The organism is Virgibacillus natechei (genome assembly GCF_026013645.1).
GTDB classification, from domain to species: Bacteria; Bacillota; Bacilli; order Bacillales; family Amphibacillaceae; genus Virgibacillus_L; species Virgibacillus_L natechei.
Map to the genome: position 1 here is coordinate 1386473 of NZ_CP110224.1, position 16043 is coordinate 1402515.

At 36.3% G+C, this 16043-nt stretch carries 15 protein-coding genes and 1 pseudogene; 8 read left to right on the plus strand and 8 right to left on the minus strand.

What is annotated here, in order from left to right:
* The first annotated feature begins 82 nt into the window (after window positions 1-82).
* The 3 genes from OLD84_RS07340 to mecA all read left to right on the plus strand — a co-directional run bounded on the left by OLD84_RS07340 (window position 83) and on the right by mecA (window position 2596).
* Window positions 83-676, plus strand: a complete 594-nt coding sequence (locus tag OLD84_RS07340) for a GNAT family N-acetyltransferase (RefSeq protein WP_209462253.1) — start codon at window positions 83-85, stop codon at window positions 674-676.
* Between the two features lie 496 nt (window positions 677-1172).
* The gene (spxA, locus tag OLD84_RS07345; protein WP_209462254.1) at window positions 1173-1568 is read left to right on the plus strand and encodes a transcriptional regulator SpxA; all 396 of its coding nucleotides are present in this window, start codon (window positions 1173-1175) and stop codon (window positions 1566-1568) included.
* 341 nt (window positions 1569-1909) lie between these two features.
* Window positions 1910-2596, plus strand: coding sequence for an adaptor protein MecA (gene mecA, locus OLD84_RS07350; protein ID WP_209462255.1), 687 nt, complete (start codon window positions 1910-1912; stop codon window positions 2594-2596).
* A gap of 489 nt (window positions 2597-3085) precedes the next feature.
* Here mecA and OLD84_RS07355 read toward each other — a convergent pair whose 3' ends face one another.
* The 4 genes and pseudogenes from OLD84_RS07355 to OLD84_RS07370 all read right to left on the minus strand — a co-directional run.
* Window positions 3086-3943, minus strand: a complete 858-nt coding sequence (locus OLD84_RS07355) for a carbonic anhydrase (RefSeq protein ID WP_209462382.1) — start codon at window positions 3941-3943, stop codon at window positions 3086-3088.
* Between the two features lie 253 nt (window positions 3944-4196).
* Complete coding sequence (locus OLD84_RS07360; protein ID WP_209462256.1) at window positions 4197-4487, minus strand: hypothetical protein; 291 nt, start codon at window positions 4485-4487, stop codon at window positions 4197-4199.
* A 56-nt stretch (window positions 4488-4543) separates the two neighbouring features.
* Complete coding sequence (locus OLD84_RS07365; RefSeq protein ID WP_209462257.1) at window positions 4544-4810, minus strand: hypothetical protein; 267 nt, start codon at window positions 4808-4810, stop codon at window positions 4544-4546.
* 1072 nt (window positions 4811-5882) lie between these two features.
* Window positions 5883-6077: pseudogene (locus OLD84_RS07370) on the minus strand (cell wall hydrolase); the annotation flags it as partial.
* A gap of 51 nt (window positions 6078-6128) precedes the next feature.
* On the opposite strand from OLD84_RS07370, the gene OLD84_RS07375 reads away from it, so the two are divergent.
* Together OLD84_RS07375 and pepF are read left to right on the plus strand one after the other, a co-directional pair.
* The gene (locus tag OLD84_RS07375) at window positions 6129-7319 is read left to right on the plus strand and encodes a competence protein CoiA (protein WP_209462258.1); all 1191 of its coding nucleotides are present in this window, start codon (window positions 6129-6131) and stop codon (window positions 7317-7319) included.
* 248 nt (window positions 7320-7567) lie between these two features.
* Window positions 7568-9379, plus strand: coding sequence for an oligoendopeptidase F (gene pepF, locus OLD84_RS07380; protein ID WP_209462259.1), 1812 nt, complete (start codon window positions 7568-7570; stop codon window positions 9377-9379).
* Window positions 9380-10799: 1420 nt separating this feature from the next.
* Here the strand turns inward: pepF and OLD84_RS07385 are convergent.
* From OLD84_RS07385 to OLD84_RS07395, 3 genes are all read right to left on the minus strand, one after another.
* Window positions 10800-11693 carry a ClpXP adapter SpxH family protein gene (locus tag OLD84_RS07385; protein WP_264917347.1) on the minus strand — a complete coding sequence of 298 codons (894 nt, stop codon included), beginning with the start codon at window positions 11691-11693 and terminating at the stop codon, window positions 10800-10802.
* A 17-nt stretch (window positions 11694-11710) separates the two neighbouring features.
* Complete coding sequence (locus tag OLD84_RS07390; protein ID WP_209462261.1) at window positions 11711-12100, minus strand: globin domain-containing protein; 390 nt, start codon at window positions 12098-12100, stop codon at window positions 11711-11713.
* Window positions 12101-12182: 82 nt separating this feature from the next.
* Window positions 12183-12749: a CYTH domain-containing protein gene (locus OLD84_RS07395; protein WP_209462262.1), complete on the minus strand. Its 567-nt coding sequence runs from the start codon at window positions 12747-12749 to the stop codon at window positions 12183-12185.
* Between the two features lie 188 nt (window positions 12750-12937).
* Here OLD84_RS07395 and OLD84_RS07400 point away from each other — a divergent pair, with 188 nt between their 5' ends.
* Genes OLD84_RS07400 through OLD84_RS07410 form a run of 3 tightly spaced genes read left to right on the plus strand, consistent with a single transcriptional unit; the run spans window position 12938 to window position 15305 of the window.
* Window positions 12938-13552, plus strand: a complete 615-nt coding sequence (locus OLD84_RS07400) for a GTP diphosphokinase (RefSeq protein ID WP_319962107.1) — start codon at window positions 12938-12940, stop codon at window positions 13550-13552.
* Between the two features lie 50 nt (window positions 13553-13602).
* Complete coding sequence (locus OLD84_RS07405; RefSeq protein ID WP_209462264.1) at window positions 13603-14412, plus strand: NAD kinase; 810 nt, start codon at window positions 13603-13605, stop codon at window positions 14410-14412.
* A 2-nt stretch (window positions 14413-14414) separates the two neighbouring features.
* Window positions 14415-15305, plus strand: coding sequence for an RluA family pseudouridine synthase (locus OLD84_RS07410; protein ID WP_209462265.1), 891 nt, complete (start codon window positions 14415-14417; stop codon window positions 15303-15305).
* Here OLD84_RS07410 and prpE read toward each other — a convergent pair.
* Window positions 15298-16038 carry a bis(5'-nucleosyl)-tetraphosphatase PrpE gene (gene prpE, locus OLD84_RS07415; protein ID WP_209462266.1) on the minus strand — a complete coding sequence of 247 codons (741 nt, stop codon included), beginning with the start codon at window positions 16036-16038 and terminating at the stop codon, window positions 15298-15300. The genes OLD84_RS07410 and prpE overlap by 8 nt on opposite strands.
* Between the last annotated feature and the right edge of the window lie 5 nt (window positions 16039-16043).

Below are 16043 nucleotides of genomic sequence, written 5' to 3' on the forward strand. Positions count from 1 at the left end.
TATAAATGATCTAATATGGCATTTAACAAACTGTCACTTATTCGTTATACTGGGAAAAATCGATAAAATGAGGAGTAGATCAATGAATTGGTATGAAAAGTTAAGTAAGTATTTCCCTATAGAAGAGATGAAATCAAAAAAGCATTTAGAGATGCTTCTAGATGAAAAGGGGGATGTTTACTACAAAGATGAAAGCGCCCAACATGTAATGATGTTTGCTGAATTTGATACTTTTATATTTATTGACTATGTATGGGTTTCATCAAAAACAAGAGGCCAAGGAATGGGTCACAAATTAATCGAAAAACTAAAGCAGAAAAACAAACCAATTATTTTGGAAGTAGAGCCTATAGATTATGATGATACAGATTCAGAGAAGAGGCTCCACTTTTATCATAGGGAAGGTTTTACGCACGCACAATCTATTGACTATAATCGTCGCTCATTGGCTACAAATGAGGAAACGGCTATGGAGATATTATATTGGTCTCCAAATGATGACTCGGAAGACTTGATTTTTCAAAAGATGAAAAAAATGTACGAGGATATCCATACGTATAAAGACGAAGAGATATATGGAAGATCGTATCAATCAGTTGATGAAGTATTAACTTATGACGAAGACAGGGAATCTGAAGATATACTGGAAGCCGTAAACTCAACAGAAAAAACATAATAAAAAGCAAGCCTCTTAATTGTGAAGAGGCTTGTTTGTTTTCGCAGATGTTAAGTATAAAACTTTCTTACTGCTCACTGGCTAAAACCGTCACGTCCTGGGACTGCGCGTAAATGCTCGTCCCACCGAAAACACTTGTGCGTCGTAAGTGTGGGCTTTGGCTTTCAGCACAACTTAGCGATAAATCAAATTTTCTACGCTGTTGCAGGTCAAACGTTTTTCTGGTTTGTCTATCCAAGTTTACATATTGTTAATAAAAATATTTTCATGTAAATGGTTTAATTGAAAATGATATGGGGTACATTACATATAGGTAAATAAATGTATATAATTCATGAACATTTGAAAAAACCTTGATTTTTCTTGGATATACTCTACCTTTCAGTTGACAAATGTAGTATAATTTACATATAGGGTTAATTAAACTTATTTTAAACTAAGTAAGTTTTTCAAATGTTGATGAAAATACCCACTATAGAATGGGGAGTGACGTTTCATGGTAACACTTTATACCTCACCGAGTTGTACATCTTGTAGAAAAGCAAAAGCATGGTTAGAAGAACATGATATACCATTTGCAGAACGGAATATATTTTCCGAGCCATTGTCGTTGGACGAAATAAAGGAGATTTTACGCATGACCGAAGATGGAACTGATGAGATAATTTCTACGCGCTCAAAGGTTTTCCAAAAATTGGATGTTGATATTGATCAATTACCTTTAAAAGATTTATTTAATCTGATCCAACAAAATCCTGGTTTGTTAAGAAGACCAATTATTCTAGATGAAAAACGTCTGCAAGTTGGGTATAATGAAGATGAGATTCGTCGATTTTTACCAAGAACGGTTCGTACATTTCAATTACGTGAGGCACAGCGAATGGTTAACTAATTCATTCGAAACACTATATAAAATAGAAATAGAAAACGCAGATCACTTTTTTTAGGTCTGTGTTTTTGTTATATTATAGATGAATGTGCATTCCAAAAATTATGAGGTGACAAATACTTCGATATAGTTTACAATATGATATTAACTATTCATAAAATTATAGGCATATTAATTTCCAAGAAGGACTCAGCTATCATACAATAAAAGTAGAGATAAGAAAATAAGTGGTTAGATACGTTTTACTTTAGGGTAATGAATGGTAGATGATTAGTTATTTCACTATAGATAAGGGTGAGGTGTCTCTTCCACCTAACTATTTATAGAAGGGAGAGAATTTAAAAATGGAAATAGAAAGAATTAATGAAAATACAGTTAAGTTTTATATTTCGTATCTTGATCTTGAAGATCGTGGGTTCGAACGCGAGGAGATTTGGTATAATCGCGAACGAAGCGAACAATTATTTTGGCAAATGATGGATGAAGTAAATTATAAAGAAGATTTTACGATCGAAGGTCCATTATGGATCCAGGTACAGGCGATGGATAAAGGATTAGAGTTTGTTGTTACAAAAGCTCAGGTATCTAAAGATGGGGAAAACCTTGAACTCCAAACAGAGGATGGGGAGACAGTTGATGTACCTGTAGATAAGAAGATCGAGAATATTCTAGAGGATAAATATGGGGAAAGAAATGATAAAAATGATAATGAATCGGAAGAAGAAGACAACTTATCCATTATTGTAAAGTTTAACGATTTCGAAGATGTTATACAATTAAGTCACTACTTTGCCGACTTCACTGAAAGTGCGGAAGAAACCCTTTATCATTATAATGACGCCTATTATTTATATATGGAATTTTCTCAGGATCTACTGGATGATAATTTACAGGAAAATATTATTAGCCAGGTTCTTGAATTTGCGAACGATACGGATTTAACCATTCACTTATTAGATGAATATGGGAAGAGGATCTTTGAAATGGATACATTTTCTCAGGTTAGGTCTCACTTTCCAGTTGAAGTCTAGGCACTCCTTAAAGAGTGTCTTTTTTTTGGCAGGTAAGTGTAAAAACTTTCTTACTGCGTAAGAGCAACTAAGGTTGTCACTTAAAGGCTTGGTGACAACCAAGTTTTCTAAAGCGGGGTGAACCTTTCTCAACTACATCATTCTAAAAATTTAACCTCAATGTTTTGTTTTTAGCAGATGATATTTTTTCTGATTAGATACACAACCGTAAAACAGCTAAAATAAAAAGTCTATCAGTTGAATGCATCTTAAACAATCGGAGCGCGTTTGTTGAAAAATGCAATAGAATCAGTCCACATATATTAGGCTTACCTAAAATATGTGGGCCTTTTAGTATTAATTGTTTTACTTATCTAACCTAAATATAACTGATATTTCATCTTTTGTCGTCGGAGCGTTAAGAAACAGGAAGGAACTTACAAAGTGTTAGTGAGAATGGACATCATGACTAACAGATTATGCCTTTTCAGCGTATAAATGAAATCCTATCTAGTCCCTAATAACTTCTCGTTCATTTAAAGGTTGGACAGGACGATAGTTGTCAGGGAAAATTTCTTGGAATGCTTGAATTTGTACTTTTGACATTTCGATTGGTTGCTCAAAAATGATCCATTGCACTTCTTCTGTACATGGAGGTGTCGTTAACGAACCGTTATAATGGAAAGATGTTTGATCTTGGGGTAGTAACGATTGTAAATCAATCGGTTCGTTTACGGGAATATCTTTTTCTGTTTCTTCCTTCGGTAATATTTCCCAAACGGATGCTAGATTGCCATTTTCTCTTCCTTCTTTTATCATCAATCCTAGTACGGCAAGTTTACCATTTGCATCCTCATGTACTAGGTGCAGCTCCATATCATAATTTTGGCCATTAAATTGATGTTCACTGGGAGTATGGAAATGAAATTGATCGAGCTTGTACTCATTTCCTTCAATAACAATGCTGTTGCTTTCTGTTACAGCATTAGCTTGAACTGTGTGACCGTTGTTTACGAGTGAAAATGTTGTTGGCTCATATTGAATCTGAATTCCTTCTAGTTTTTCATTCGCTATTGCTTGGGTAGATTCAATACTAATGGGTGATTGTTCACTTCCATTGAGACAGGTTAAGTTTGCATTGTCTAGTTTTCCCCAGTGTTCAGGCCCTGTATCCCCATGATAAGACCACTGCGCATCAGTCTCTTCTGCTTTATTTTCTTTCGTACTAGTGGTTTGTTCCTCTTTTACATCATCTGTCTTTTCTTCTTTTGGTGCAGCTGTTTCCGAAGTTTGTTCCGAACAAGCTCCTAATAAAAAGCTTAAAGATACAGTCAAAAAAGATAAACGAAATTCTTCTTCATACTTAATATGATTCTCCTTTTCTCTGATTTTTTCTGATTTACCCAATAATATATTAAAGGTTAAAAAACAACAAGGGATTATTTTCCTAAAACCGTTTAAATTCTAGACTTTGATAAAAACAGACTATCATTCCACAAGTGAAATAAAATAGTATATGAAATACTCCTCCTAAGGATCCCTCTGGGCTTAGGGGGCTGTGGTTAGAAATATGCAATGTTAATAGTAATGGTCTGGGTGTCATCTATGTAAGTTAAGAAGGTTAACTTAACCTTCTTAACTGTCCTTTATTTAATTTTACTTGTGATAAATCGTTCATTTCTCTTATAGAGGGGCTTTTACCGCTACGTGATAAATCTTCTAGTTTTCTTACAGCAGCTTTAAATTCATTGTTAGAGAATTGCTTTGACGCTAAAAGTGTACATAACATTGCGTATGCAATAGGAGTAGTATCAACGGTAACATCTACATCTGAATTACCGCTATAACTAACTGTCGAAAGATTATCATTTTTGAAGTCTATTGAGCGCAAATTGTCTTTTGCATTTTCCAAGTTAACCTCTCCTTTCAAGGAAAAATGGTGGGACAAAATAATCCCACCATTATTAATTAATAGCGTTTTTTTCTTTTTCTGTCATCATCGTCATCATCGTCTTCATCGGTATCGACATCAACATAAGAATTCCCGCTTTTAGTTATCTTCGCAATATTAAAATTACGATTTTTGTTTTTTAATTCATTTTCGTTTTCATTATCATTTTCGTTATCTACATGAATGTCACTGTCGAAATCGACGTCAGCTTTTGCATCAGCATCAGCATTAGTCTTAGAAAAACTGAAATTTTGGTTTCCATCTTTATCAAATTTTCTCGACATATAATTTCACCTCCTATATTTTCGATCTACTTTAATATATTCATTATTAGCTTTAATGAGTTGGCGTTTAACTCAAGGCATTCGTTTGTTTTCAATAATGCTTTTAAAACTACACGATCTGAGTGTGAAAATGAAACTTTTAGAGTAGTGACAGAAAAAGCCTCCAATCGTTATAATAGAAGGTGACCGTCAAACCAACTTCAAAATAGGAAACGAGTATGTATAAACTATTGTCTCATAATGATCTCTGGATGGAGTCGGACACGGTATTTTAGCGAAACTTGCTTCTGGTGTGAGGTGAACGTTATATTGGTTTTTATTTTCCTTTTTACACTCGTTAACGTATCCGGTATTAAAATAAATTAATTGGAAAAAATGATTAGTTAATGTTTCTTCAAATTACGTTTTTGTGAAATGTTTTGTGAAAACTCGTGTTCCAAAGGTTGATGAAACTGATATTATGAGATATTTAACTTATTAAATGTATAAAAAGGTAAAGGGAAATTCTGAATACTATTTAGAAGGGATCGAGTAATAATGAAAAAGGACAAAATCTTTTAGGTATGACGACGTTTATGTTAAGGGGGTCATTCTGATTTAAAAGAAACATTAGAAGGTTTGTCACCTGTATATGCCAAAGTTATTTTTGCTCGTCGCATGGGGTATGGCTATTCTCAACAAGAACTTGCTAAGAAAGCAAATATAGGATTAAAAACAATTTCTCGAGCAGAAGGTGGATTTGATACCTTTCGATCGAAACGTATGATAAGATTTTCTATGCATTAGATCTAAAGGTGAGGGATGTAGCGGCAGCCATGATTCAATTGCAATCAGGTGATGGTGAACTTGCTGCAACATTAATATATAATTAATAATAATTTGTACAAGACACGTCACATTTGTGGCGTTTTTTTGATTTCTTTATTTCTACATAAAGAAAAGACCTTCATATACAAGTCTAATAATCTGTATACTGAAGACCTTTTAATCAATTAAGTTTTTCACCTTGCTCCTGTTAGTCATTCATATAGCGCAAGGCCATTTCACAATTTTCCAGGATAAATACGACAACTCAATATACACTATCACACGTTCCAGCAACTGGTTCATAATAACAATGGTTTTTATATGGACCGGAAAAAGGTTGACCGTACCATGTTGGAGGACATGGTGCATATGGATTGAAATACCAAAGCGCATGTTTCGCTGGATGTTCTCTCCAATATTTCAATTTCTTTTCTGCTAATCTTTTCTCATGGATTTTTGCAGGACTTTAATCATCTCTGTCGAATAACTATTCATTGGAGGTGGTTTAAACATGTTGCAAGCCAAATCACTAAATGGAAAAATAGTTACCCTAGCCACAATGACAAGTGTGGATATTGCAGAGTTGAAGAAACAACAAGCATCATTTTTCTGCCCCGCATGTAATCAACAAGTAATTATGAAAGCTGGCACAAGAATGATTGCTCATTTCGCTCATCGTTCCACTGTAAACTGCCCGTCATACGAGGGAGGGGAAGGGGGATATCACGCGAAAGGTAAGTTGTTATTATACCAATGGCTGGTGTATCAGAATATTAATGTGCAACTAGAAGCCTATATTCCATCAATAGACCAACGCCCTGATCTATTGCTGACTATAAATAAGAAACGAATTGCTATTGAATACCAATGTGCGAGAATATCGATTGAGCAGGTCACACAACGTAATAAAGGATATAGACGTGCTAACATAACCCCAATATGGATATTGGGTGAGAATCGCTTAAACAGACAAACAAATAATCATATAAAAATAGATCAGTTTACACGGCAATTTATACACCAATTCTCTACTACTTCTCCTCCTGCTTTGTACTACTTTTGTCCACAGACCCTTCAATTTATAACCATTCAGGATATTCATCTAACACAAGCAAGCCAAGCAATTGGTAAATTTGATATAAAATCATTGAACCAAATTCATTTGTTGCATCTATTTAAACAGCAACGATTTACAGCATTTGAATTGTACCAATTGTGGAAAAGTGAAAAAAGAAAATTCCGGTTGAAACCACTTCATCCTTACGGTAAGGAGCTGTCCTGGCACCAATGGTTATATGGAAAGGGTACTCATTTAGAATACTTACCATCAATTGTTCACCTACCAGTTTCATCTCAATACCTAATGAAAACATCAACCTGGGACTGGCAAAGCAGACTAGTCATCGATTTATTAGCCCCATTACCTATAGGTGGTCAGATATCCATAAAATCATGTGAAAGTTTTTTACGTAAACAAATCCTAAGTACCCATCATGTTCCGTTAATTCACGCTCCAGAAAACCCAATAATAGAATATCTGCGATTATTAGCCAACCTGAACATTATCAAACAGGAAAGTCCTCATTCTTTTACAAAAATAAATCCAATAAAATTCCATAAAAACATAGAAGAAGCACTAAAGGCTGATGAAGAAATGATAAGTCTTTTAACGGTGAATACTTCAGACAAAATGCAAGCATGAATTCGCATCAATTCGATATACTATATAATATGGTGATTTTTAACATTCATTTAAAGAGGCTGTTCAAAAAGTCCCGTATGTTAAGTGACAAATCTCTTCGCTAGGATTCGGAACTTCTACTAAATTCAAGGCTGTGAGGGATATAGGAGAGCTCGCTTCTAATTCGGCAACTTTTTTAGCATGACTTTAAAGGGATTTTAAAAGAAACCTAGAATTTATAAGTATAGAGAATTTAAGGAGGAAATAGTGTGGCTAAAGCGTCAAAGGAATTACAAAAAAGAAATGAAGTACCTGAAGAATTAACATGGGATTTAGAGGCTATATTTGCAACAGATGAAGAATGGGAAGAGGCGTTGGAGCAATTGAGATCAGATATTCCAGAAGTGGAGAAGTATCAGGGAAAGCTTTCTGATTCTGCACAAACCTTATATGACTTGTTGCAATTGCAGGATCAATTATCGGAGAGACTTGGAAAATTGTTTACATATGCGCATATGCGTTCGGATCAGGATACAACAAATTCATTTTATCAAGCACTAAATACAAAGGCTGAAAATCTTTTAACAGTGGCTTCTAGTTCAATGAGTTATATTGTACCAGAGATACTGGAAATGGATGAAGAGACGATCAAAGGATTCCTGGAAGAAAAAGAGGAACTACAGTTTTATAAAAAGACATTGGATGAAATTAACCGTCAACGCCCTCACGTTTTAAGCAAGCGCGAAGAAGCGTTGTTAGCTGAAGCGTCCGATCCTATGTCTACACCAGCTCAAACATTTGGTATGCTTAATAATGCAGATCTGACTTTCCCTACGATTAAAAATGATAAAGGTGAAGATGTGGATCTAACACAAGGCAGGTATATTGGCTTTTTGGAATCAGAAAACCGCGACGTGCGTAAAGAAGCTTTTAAAGCAATGTATAATACGTATGGAGACTTTATAAATACCTTTTCTTCTACACTCACCGGTAATTTAAAAACGAATAATTTTAATGCTAAGATCCGTAACTATTCGTCGGCCAGAGAAGCGGCTCTAAATGATAATCATATTCCGGAACAGGTCTATGATAATTTAGTGGAAGCAGTTAATGAAAAACTTCCATTGCTTCACCGTTATGCAAAATTGCGTAAACAAGTTTTAGACCTGGATGAACTTCATATGTATGATATGTACACACCGCTCGTGAAAGATGTGGACATGAAAATACCATATGAAAAAGCGCAGCAGTATGTGCTTGAAAGTTTAGCTCCACTTGGAGAAGAATACGTGAATATTGTCAAAGAAGGCTATGAAAATCGCTGGATTGATGTAGAAGAAAATAAAGGGAAGCGCAGTGGTGCCTATTCCTCTGGAGCGTATGGTACAAACCCTTATATTTTATTGAACTGGCAGGATAGTGTAAATGATACATTTACACTGGCACATGAGCTCGGACATTCTGTGCATAGCTATTATTCAAGAAAAGCTCAAGCATTCCGTTATGGAAACTATTCCATTTTCGTGGCAGAAGTGGCTTCAACAACAAATGAAGCTTTGTTAAATGACTATTTATTAAAGAATCTTGATGATGAAAAGCAAAAGCTATACTTGCTAAACCATTACCTGGAAGGCTTTCGTGGTACTGTTTTTCGCCAGACGATGTTTGCTGAATTTGAGCACGATATTCACAAACGTATGCAAGACGGTGAAGCATTAACCGCTGAAAAATTAACGGAAATTTATCATGACCTAAACAAAAAATACTTTGGTGATGAAGTCGTTTCGGATGAAGAAATTGGCCTAGAATGGGCGAGAATTCCACACTTTTACATGAATTATTATGTGTATCAATATGCAACAGGCTATTCCGCGGCAACTGCACTTGCCAATCAAATACTGGAAGGAAAAGAAGGGGCAGTAGATCGTTATATTAATTTTCTTAAAGCTGGGAGCAGTGAGTATCCAATCGAAATATTGAAAAAAGCCGGTGTAGATATGACATCCAAACAACCAATTTTAGATGCACTCGATGTGTTTGAGGAAAAATTAAACGAAATGGAAGAATTACTATTGAAATAAAGAACAAAAGCGCAAGCGCCCGGTTAGCGACGTACGGACTGGACTGAGCCGGAGGAGATAAAGGAAACACGGTGACGAAAGGAGCCGATGTTGACTTTCACCACAAGGGTATAAGTGCGACTAACCCTCTGGCGGAGCCAATCGGCAAGTCTTCTTTATCGTACGGAGGTGAAGGAAGTCGCGCTAGTCGCTGGGCGCTGGAGTTGGACGTGGATATTTCGGTAACTAAGTTATCCACAGCTTTTAAATTCTATAGTTTCCTAAGCAAATAAAAACAGGATGACCGCGCTTGGTCATCCTGTTTATTTATCTCATTCCTTTGTATACTCCTTTCTGAGTGAATGAAAAAATTGTTAAGTAGATGGTTATAAATAATAAGGGCAATGTCAAAAAAACAGGGATAATTTGCATAAGACCAAGGATATTTAAGACAAAAGCAAATCCAGTCAGAAGGATGAAAAGGAAGGGGAGGAGATGCTCCATTTTGTTCACTCCTATCACTTTTAATTTGGCAGATAGCAAAGTATAAACTTCCCTACTTTTAGTGCCAAGTTTTCTAAATATGTTATATCATATGTTACTATTTTTTGAATTAGAAGTGACATTTTTGTGAAATGATGCACATACTTATTGTTTATTTATTAATTTACTGGTATATTTAAAATGTAAGTTAATCACAAACAAACAACCCCTTTGTTTGATCATGAAACTTTCTCCCATCCCCCTCTTTGTAGTTATACAAAGAAGAGAAAATATAAAGGATATACGCTGCCCCGTATATCCTTTTATTTTTGCATAGGAAACTATTGAATTTAAAAGCTGTGGATAACTTATACACTGGAATAGCCACGTCCAGCTCCAGCGCCCAGCAACTATCAAACTTCACACTCCTCCACTACGATAAAGAAGACTTACTGATTGCCAAGCCGGAGGCGTAGGCAGAAGTAAAGTCGCACTTATGCCCTGTGGGTGAAAAGAAGACTTGCCGATTGGCTCTGCCAGAGGCTTAGTCGCACTTATACCCTTGTGGTGAAAGTCAAGATCGACTCACTTGTCTTAAGGAAGGCCGACTAAAACCGGGCTTGCGCTCAGGCGCCGGCATACCCCTATGAAGGGGCATGTTTCCTTTTCGCTTTCCAAGCATAAGATTCACTTTGACTTTCTCCATTATTGGAGATAAGTCAAGTTCATCTAATCTCATTGCGGAGTGGAAGTTCAACTAAAACCGCCACTTTGCGTGGCAACGTTGAACCACCCGCGATGCGCTGAGCGCAGTTTGTACGTTGTTAAACGGGCGCTTGCGCTTTTGTTCTTTATTATCTCCGTTTAGCGGACACGGCACGTCCTGGGACTGCGCGTAAATGCTCGCCCCACCCGAAAACATTTGTGCGTTGAACCGCCTACGGAATGAAGTTTTAGATTATTTAATGTATTTCCAGAAAGATCCATATTTAACTGGGATCCTCTCTACTTTTTGAACTAACTGTAATTTTTTCATTTCTTTTTCTGTTTTTGCGAGTGTCCAGTCATATACGACAGCTATTTCTTTGTTACCAACCATTCCATAGTGGGATAGGAAATCTTCCAATGGTGGCTTTTCAGAAGGGATTGGCTGTTGCTGTAACATTTCAGTAAGGACAATCACATAAATATCATACGGATAGACTCCAGATATCTTAATTCCTTCCTGCTCAACAATCTGATTGAAAAAAACGATGGTAGGGATATAGTCTACTTCCATTTCCTTTGTTAATTTCAAGTCAAGATCTAATGCTTTTTTGGCTGAATCTGAGTATAAATCTTGCTCAAATTCGTTTAGATCCAGATTTGCTTCTCTTGCGCATTGATATAGTACTTCTTCATTAGAAATATCTTGCTTCATCAGAAATAAATTTTCCTGTAGCCTACGTAAAAAAACTCTACCCGACTTTTTCCCTTGTAGCTCTGCTGCTTTAATCCCCAAAGAGGCTAGTCGAGGGGAAGCTATAGGATTTTCAATCCATAAATCTCCATCACAGCTCATACCAGTTCGCTTCGCTGTTTTTTCCCAAATATCCCGTAGTTTTCTTGGTTTATCGAATTGATCTTTATTTAACATATTTGATTGACCACTTATAATAGGACGGATTGTGAAAAAGCGTCCATATTCCATAGACAACTTTTTTAAGTATGGCTCCAGAGACCAACATTCTGGACAAAGAGGATCAATAAAAACATACATTTCAATCGGTTTTTGTACAAAATCAAAAAAGCTGTATTTAGACGATGTGTTTGATTGATTTGAGCTTTTGAGCCCAGCATGATTCCAACTCACATCGATTCTCCTTTCTCTCATTCCGGTGTGTTCATCATATGGTTAGCAGTCATCGTTAACTTATCAAATATTGCGGTACGATATGGCTCTTCTATATGGGCTTCAAGTAGCGCTTCTTCCATACATGCAAGCCAGGCTTCTTTGCGTTCTGGATTTATAATAAAAGGTAAATGGCGTCTTCTTAGCATCGGATGACCGCGTTCTTCGGAATATAATTTAGGTCCCCCTAGAAATTGAGTTAAAAATAAACGTTGTTTCCAGGATGTTTCCGTTAAATCATCAGGAAAAATAGGAATTAATGCTGGATGATTTCCAACTCGTTTATAAAATGCTGTTACTAGCCTCTCTATTGCATCAGAACCGCCAATTGCGTTAAATATATTTCCATATTGTGTTTGTTGAGTCATCCATAACTCTCCTTGCTTGTTTATTCTTTAATTGTAGCAACGGAATTATGTGTGTTCAACTTATCTGATTGTAGGCTTCTAATTAAATGGTACGAAAGAATCGCTCAATTTTATTTGGTGTATTTCTTCTTTGTATATCGTGAGCTGCTAAAAGTGATTCAAATACGTGGATTCCAATTTTCTTAGAAGATGCCTCTACTTCAAGCTCATAATCTTCTTTACCATTAAATGTACTAAAGTCAAGCACAATTAATGCATCATTGTATGCAGTTTCGCGTCGTTTCGTTGTTAAGTTACCATAATAATGGAGGCTGTCAGGTGAAACACCTTTCGCCCGTAATTGTTTTGTTGTATTTGGTTTTGGGCTTATTGCACCTTGAAACCAATCTGCTGCTTCTTTTTTTGTTAAGGAGTCATGTGTTTCCAACAATCCATCGTCATGGGGCTCTTTCAACGTTAATTGATAAGCACCGTCTTTTTCCCTTATTCTTAGTGCGCTCCCCATATTTTTTAATGCATAATCTTTCGTCTCGAAATAGTAGTTTGTTTGTGTTTTACTTTGTTCGGGGAAAGGTAAGTTGTACAATAAACGATCAAACTCTTCTTTCGTCAATAAATTTTTATATTCAATTTCAATTTCCTGTGTCATCGCTAACCCCCTAAAAATGAAGTCAAACAAGTTATTACTGATTATGGACAATAAATTTAGAATATGCAAAGGTTAGCCATTTCCATATATTATGATAAAATGAATTTGATACGAAATAGCGCGTGTTCAAAAGTAAGTGATTAGCTTACGGATAGGTCATGAACAAATTTTTACAGGTGGTGTTGATAGTGAACTGGGAAGCAATGCTTGCCCCTTATGCACAAGTTATTGAAGAATTGAAGGTAAAATTAAAAGGAATGCGATCACAGTTTGATTATGAATCCAGTCATTCCCCGATTGAATTTGTAACCGGTAGAGTAAAACCGATTCCGAGTATATTGGAGAAGGCTGAAAATAGACAGATTCCTCTAGAGCATGTAGAAAGGGATATGCAGGATATTGCGGGGGTGCGTGTAGTATGTCAATTTGTTGACGATATATACACGATTGTGAATATGCTCCATACTCGAAATGACTTGACGATTGTTGGGGAAAAAGATTATATCTCTGAAAAAAAAGATAGTGGTTATCGTTCTTATCACATGATTATTGAATATCCAGTAGAAACAATTAAAGGTATTAAAATGGTAATTGCAGAAATCCAAATACGTACATTAGCAATGAATTTTTGGGCTACAAACGAGCACTCCTTAAATTATAAATATAAAGGAAATATACCAACCGAAATTAAGGAGAGATTACAAAGAGCTGGAGAAGCAGCCTTTAAATTAGACGAAGAAATGTCAAAAATAAAAGATGAAGTACAAGAAGCACGTCGTATTTTTCATGAAAAAAATAAATAGGTTACGTTCATTTATTTTACAGTATTTAGAATAAAAGGGGCTGTCATGTTATGAAATTTAAAATTGTATCCAAAGGCGACGAACGATCCAATACTATTAAAGCTACAATGAAGCAATATTTAACCGAATTTGACTTAGAATATGATAAAGAAGAGCCAGATCTGGTTATTTCTGTAGGTGGGGATGGAACATTTTTAGAAGCATTTCATCGATATCACCACCGGTTGGAGTTAACTGCTTTTATTGGCGTACATACAGGCCATTTAGGCTTTTATGCAGATTGGACTCCAGATGAGGTAGAAAAATTGATTATTGAAATTGCAAAGACACCTTTTCAAGTTGTGGAGTATCCTTTATTGGAAGTTATCATACGTCCTAGATCTGGCGGAAAAGAAGATCGCTTTCTCGCGTTAAATGAAACAATGATCAAAACAACAGAAGGATCGGTTGTATTTGATGTGAAAATAAAAGGGGAACATTTCGAGACATTCCGTGGAGATGGGCTATGTATATCCACACCTTCTGGCAGTACGGCATACAACAAGGCACTAGGCGGTGGAATCATTCATCCTTCGCTTGAAGCAATACAACTTACCGAAATGGCTTCCATAAATAATCGTGTATTCCGTACAATCGGTTCTCCTTTAATTTTACCGAAGCATCATACAGCATTAATGGAGCCGATGGTGGACAAGAGCTTCCTAATAGCAATTGATCATTTCACCACAAACTTTACGAATGTGAAATCAATCCAATGTCGTGTAGCCAAAGAAAGGGTTCGCTTTGCGCGGTTTAGACCATTCCCATTTTGGAATAGGGTAAGGGATTCATTTGTGGCAGAAGGCGATGGGCGCGTATAATAATGGTATATGAGGTAAAATGGACCATTACACAAGATCATGATGGAATGACTATTCGTGATTATTTACAAACCATACGTGGTTTTTCTAGAAGCATGCTAAAAGTTGTTAAATTTGATGGCGGAAATATAGAGGTCAATGGATATTCACAAAGCGTGCGTTATACGATTTCTGAAGGGGATTTAGTAACTGTTCAATTTCCTAAAGAAGTAATCGGGAATGGCATGAAGGCAGAAGATCTCGAATTAGATATTAGGTATGAAGATGAAGCATTGATCATACTTAATAAGCCGGCAGGAATGGCTATTCTTCCATCTGTCAATCATCCCTCAGGAACAATTGCAAATGGCTTATTAGGCTATTATAAAAGAAATAAAATATCTTATACCATACATGTGGTCACAAGGCTGGACCGGGATACATCTGGATTGGTTCTAATAGCCAAACATCGATTCAGTCATTCGCTGCTCTTTAGTTCTCAAAAAAAGGGGGCAGTTAAACGAAAATATAAAGCAGTTATCGAGGGACATCTCGATAAGAAACAGGGGATAATCAATCAACCTATTGCCAGGAAAGGAAACTCCATTATTGAACGTACAGTAGCGGATGCGGGAAAAGAAGCCATTACGCACTATAACGTCATCCAGGAGTCAACGAATCATTCCTTAGTAGAAATTGAACTTGAAACAGGAAGAACACACCAAATCAGAGTGCATTTTACCCACCTTGGTCATCCAATAGCTGGAGATGATCTATATGGTGGTTCTACTGACAAAGTAGCACAACAAGCATTGCATTGTTTTGCACTTCAATTTGAACATCCGTACACGATGGAAGAAATGCAATTTCATTCTCCATTACGTACGGATATCAAACAGTTGATTTCTACCTAAAATAACTGAACTTTTCGTCCACAAAGGGTTGTTTTGATGGGACGGCTGCTATTTTTTCTTCGGGTAAACGAAAAGCACTTAGCGCATTACCAAACACACAGCCTGTATCAATATTAACTGTTTTATTTATAAACCGCGGTTCTATCACGGGTGTGTGTCCATAAACAATCCATTGATTTCCCATATAGTTTTGTGCCCAGTCTCCGCGTATTGGGCGCCCATCTTCATCAAATTTCCCAGTAATATCCCCGTAAAGTACAAATGTTTCTACTTTATTATCGGTACGCCCTATATACGATTCCCTTATCCCAGCATGTGCTACTACCGCCCCAGCCTCAGGGAGTTGTAAATAAAGGGGAGATGCTTCAATCAAGGTCATGAACTTCTTTTTTATACGCTCCTGTTCCTGTTTATCCAGACGTTTATATTCCGCAACAGTTGTTTCCAATCCATGACGTACATGAACATTATTGCCTAGAAAGTAACGGTATAATTTATTACAATGGTTTCCTGGTACATATTTTGCTTTATGATGAACGATAACCATTTCATAAACAAGTTTGATGACTTGTAGAGAAGCGGGTCCTCTGTCTGTGATATCGCCTAGGAACACAGGTATTCTGCCTTCAGGGTGGATATAAATAGTGTTCTCTTGCTTGTAACCTAACCGATCAAATAATTCATGCAATTCCTCGATACAGCCGTGTACATCTCCAATAACATCAATTTTCATGACAC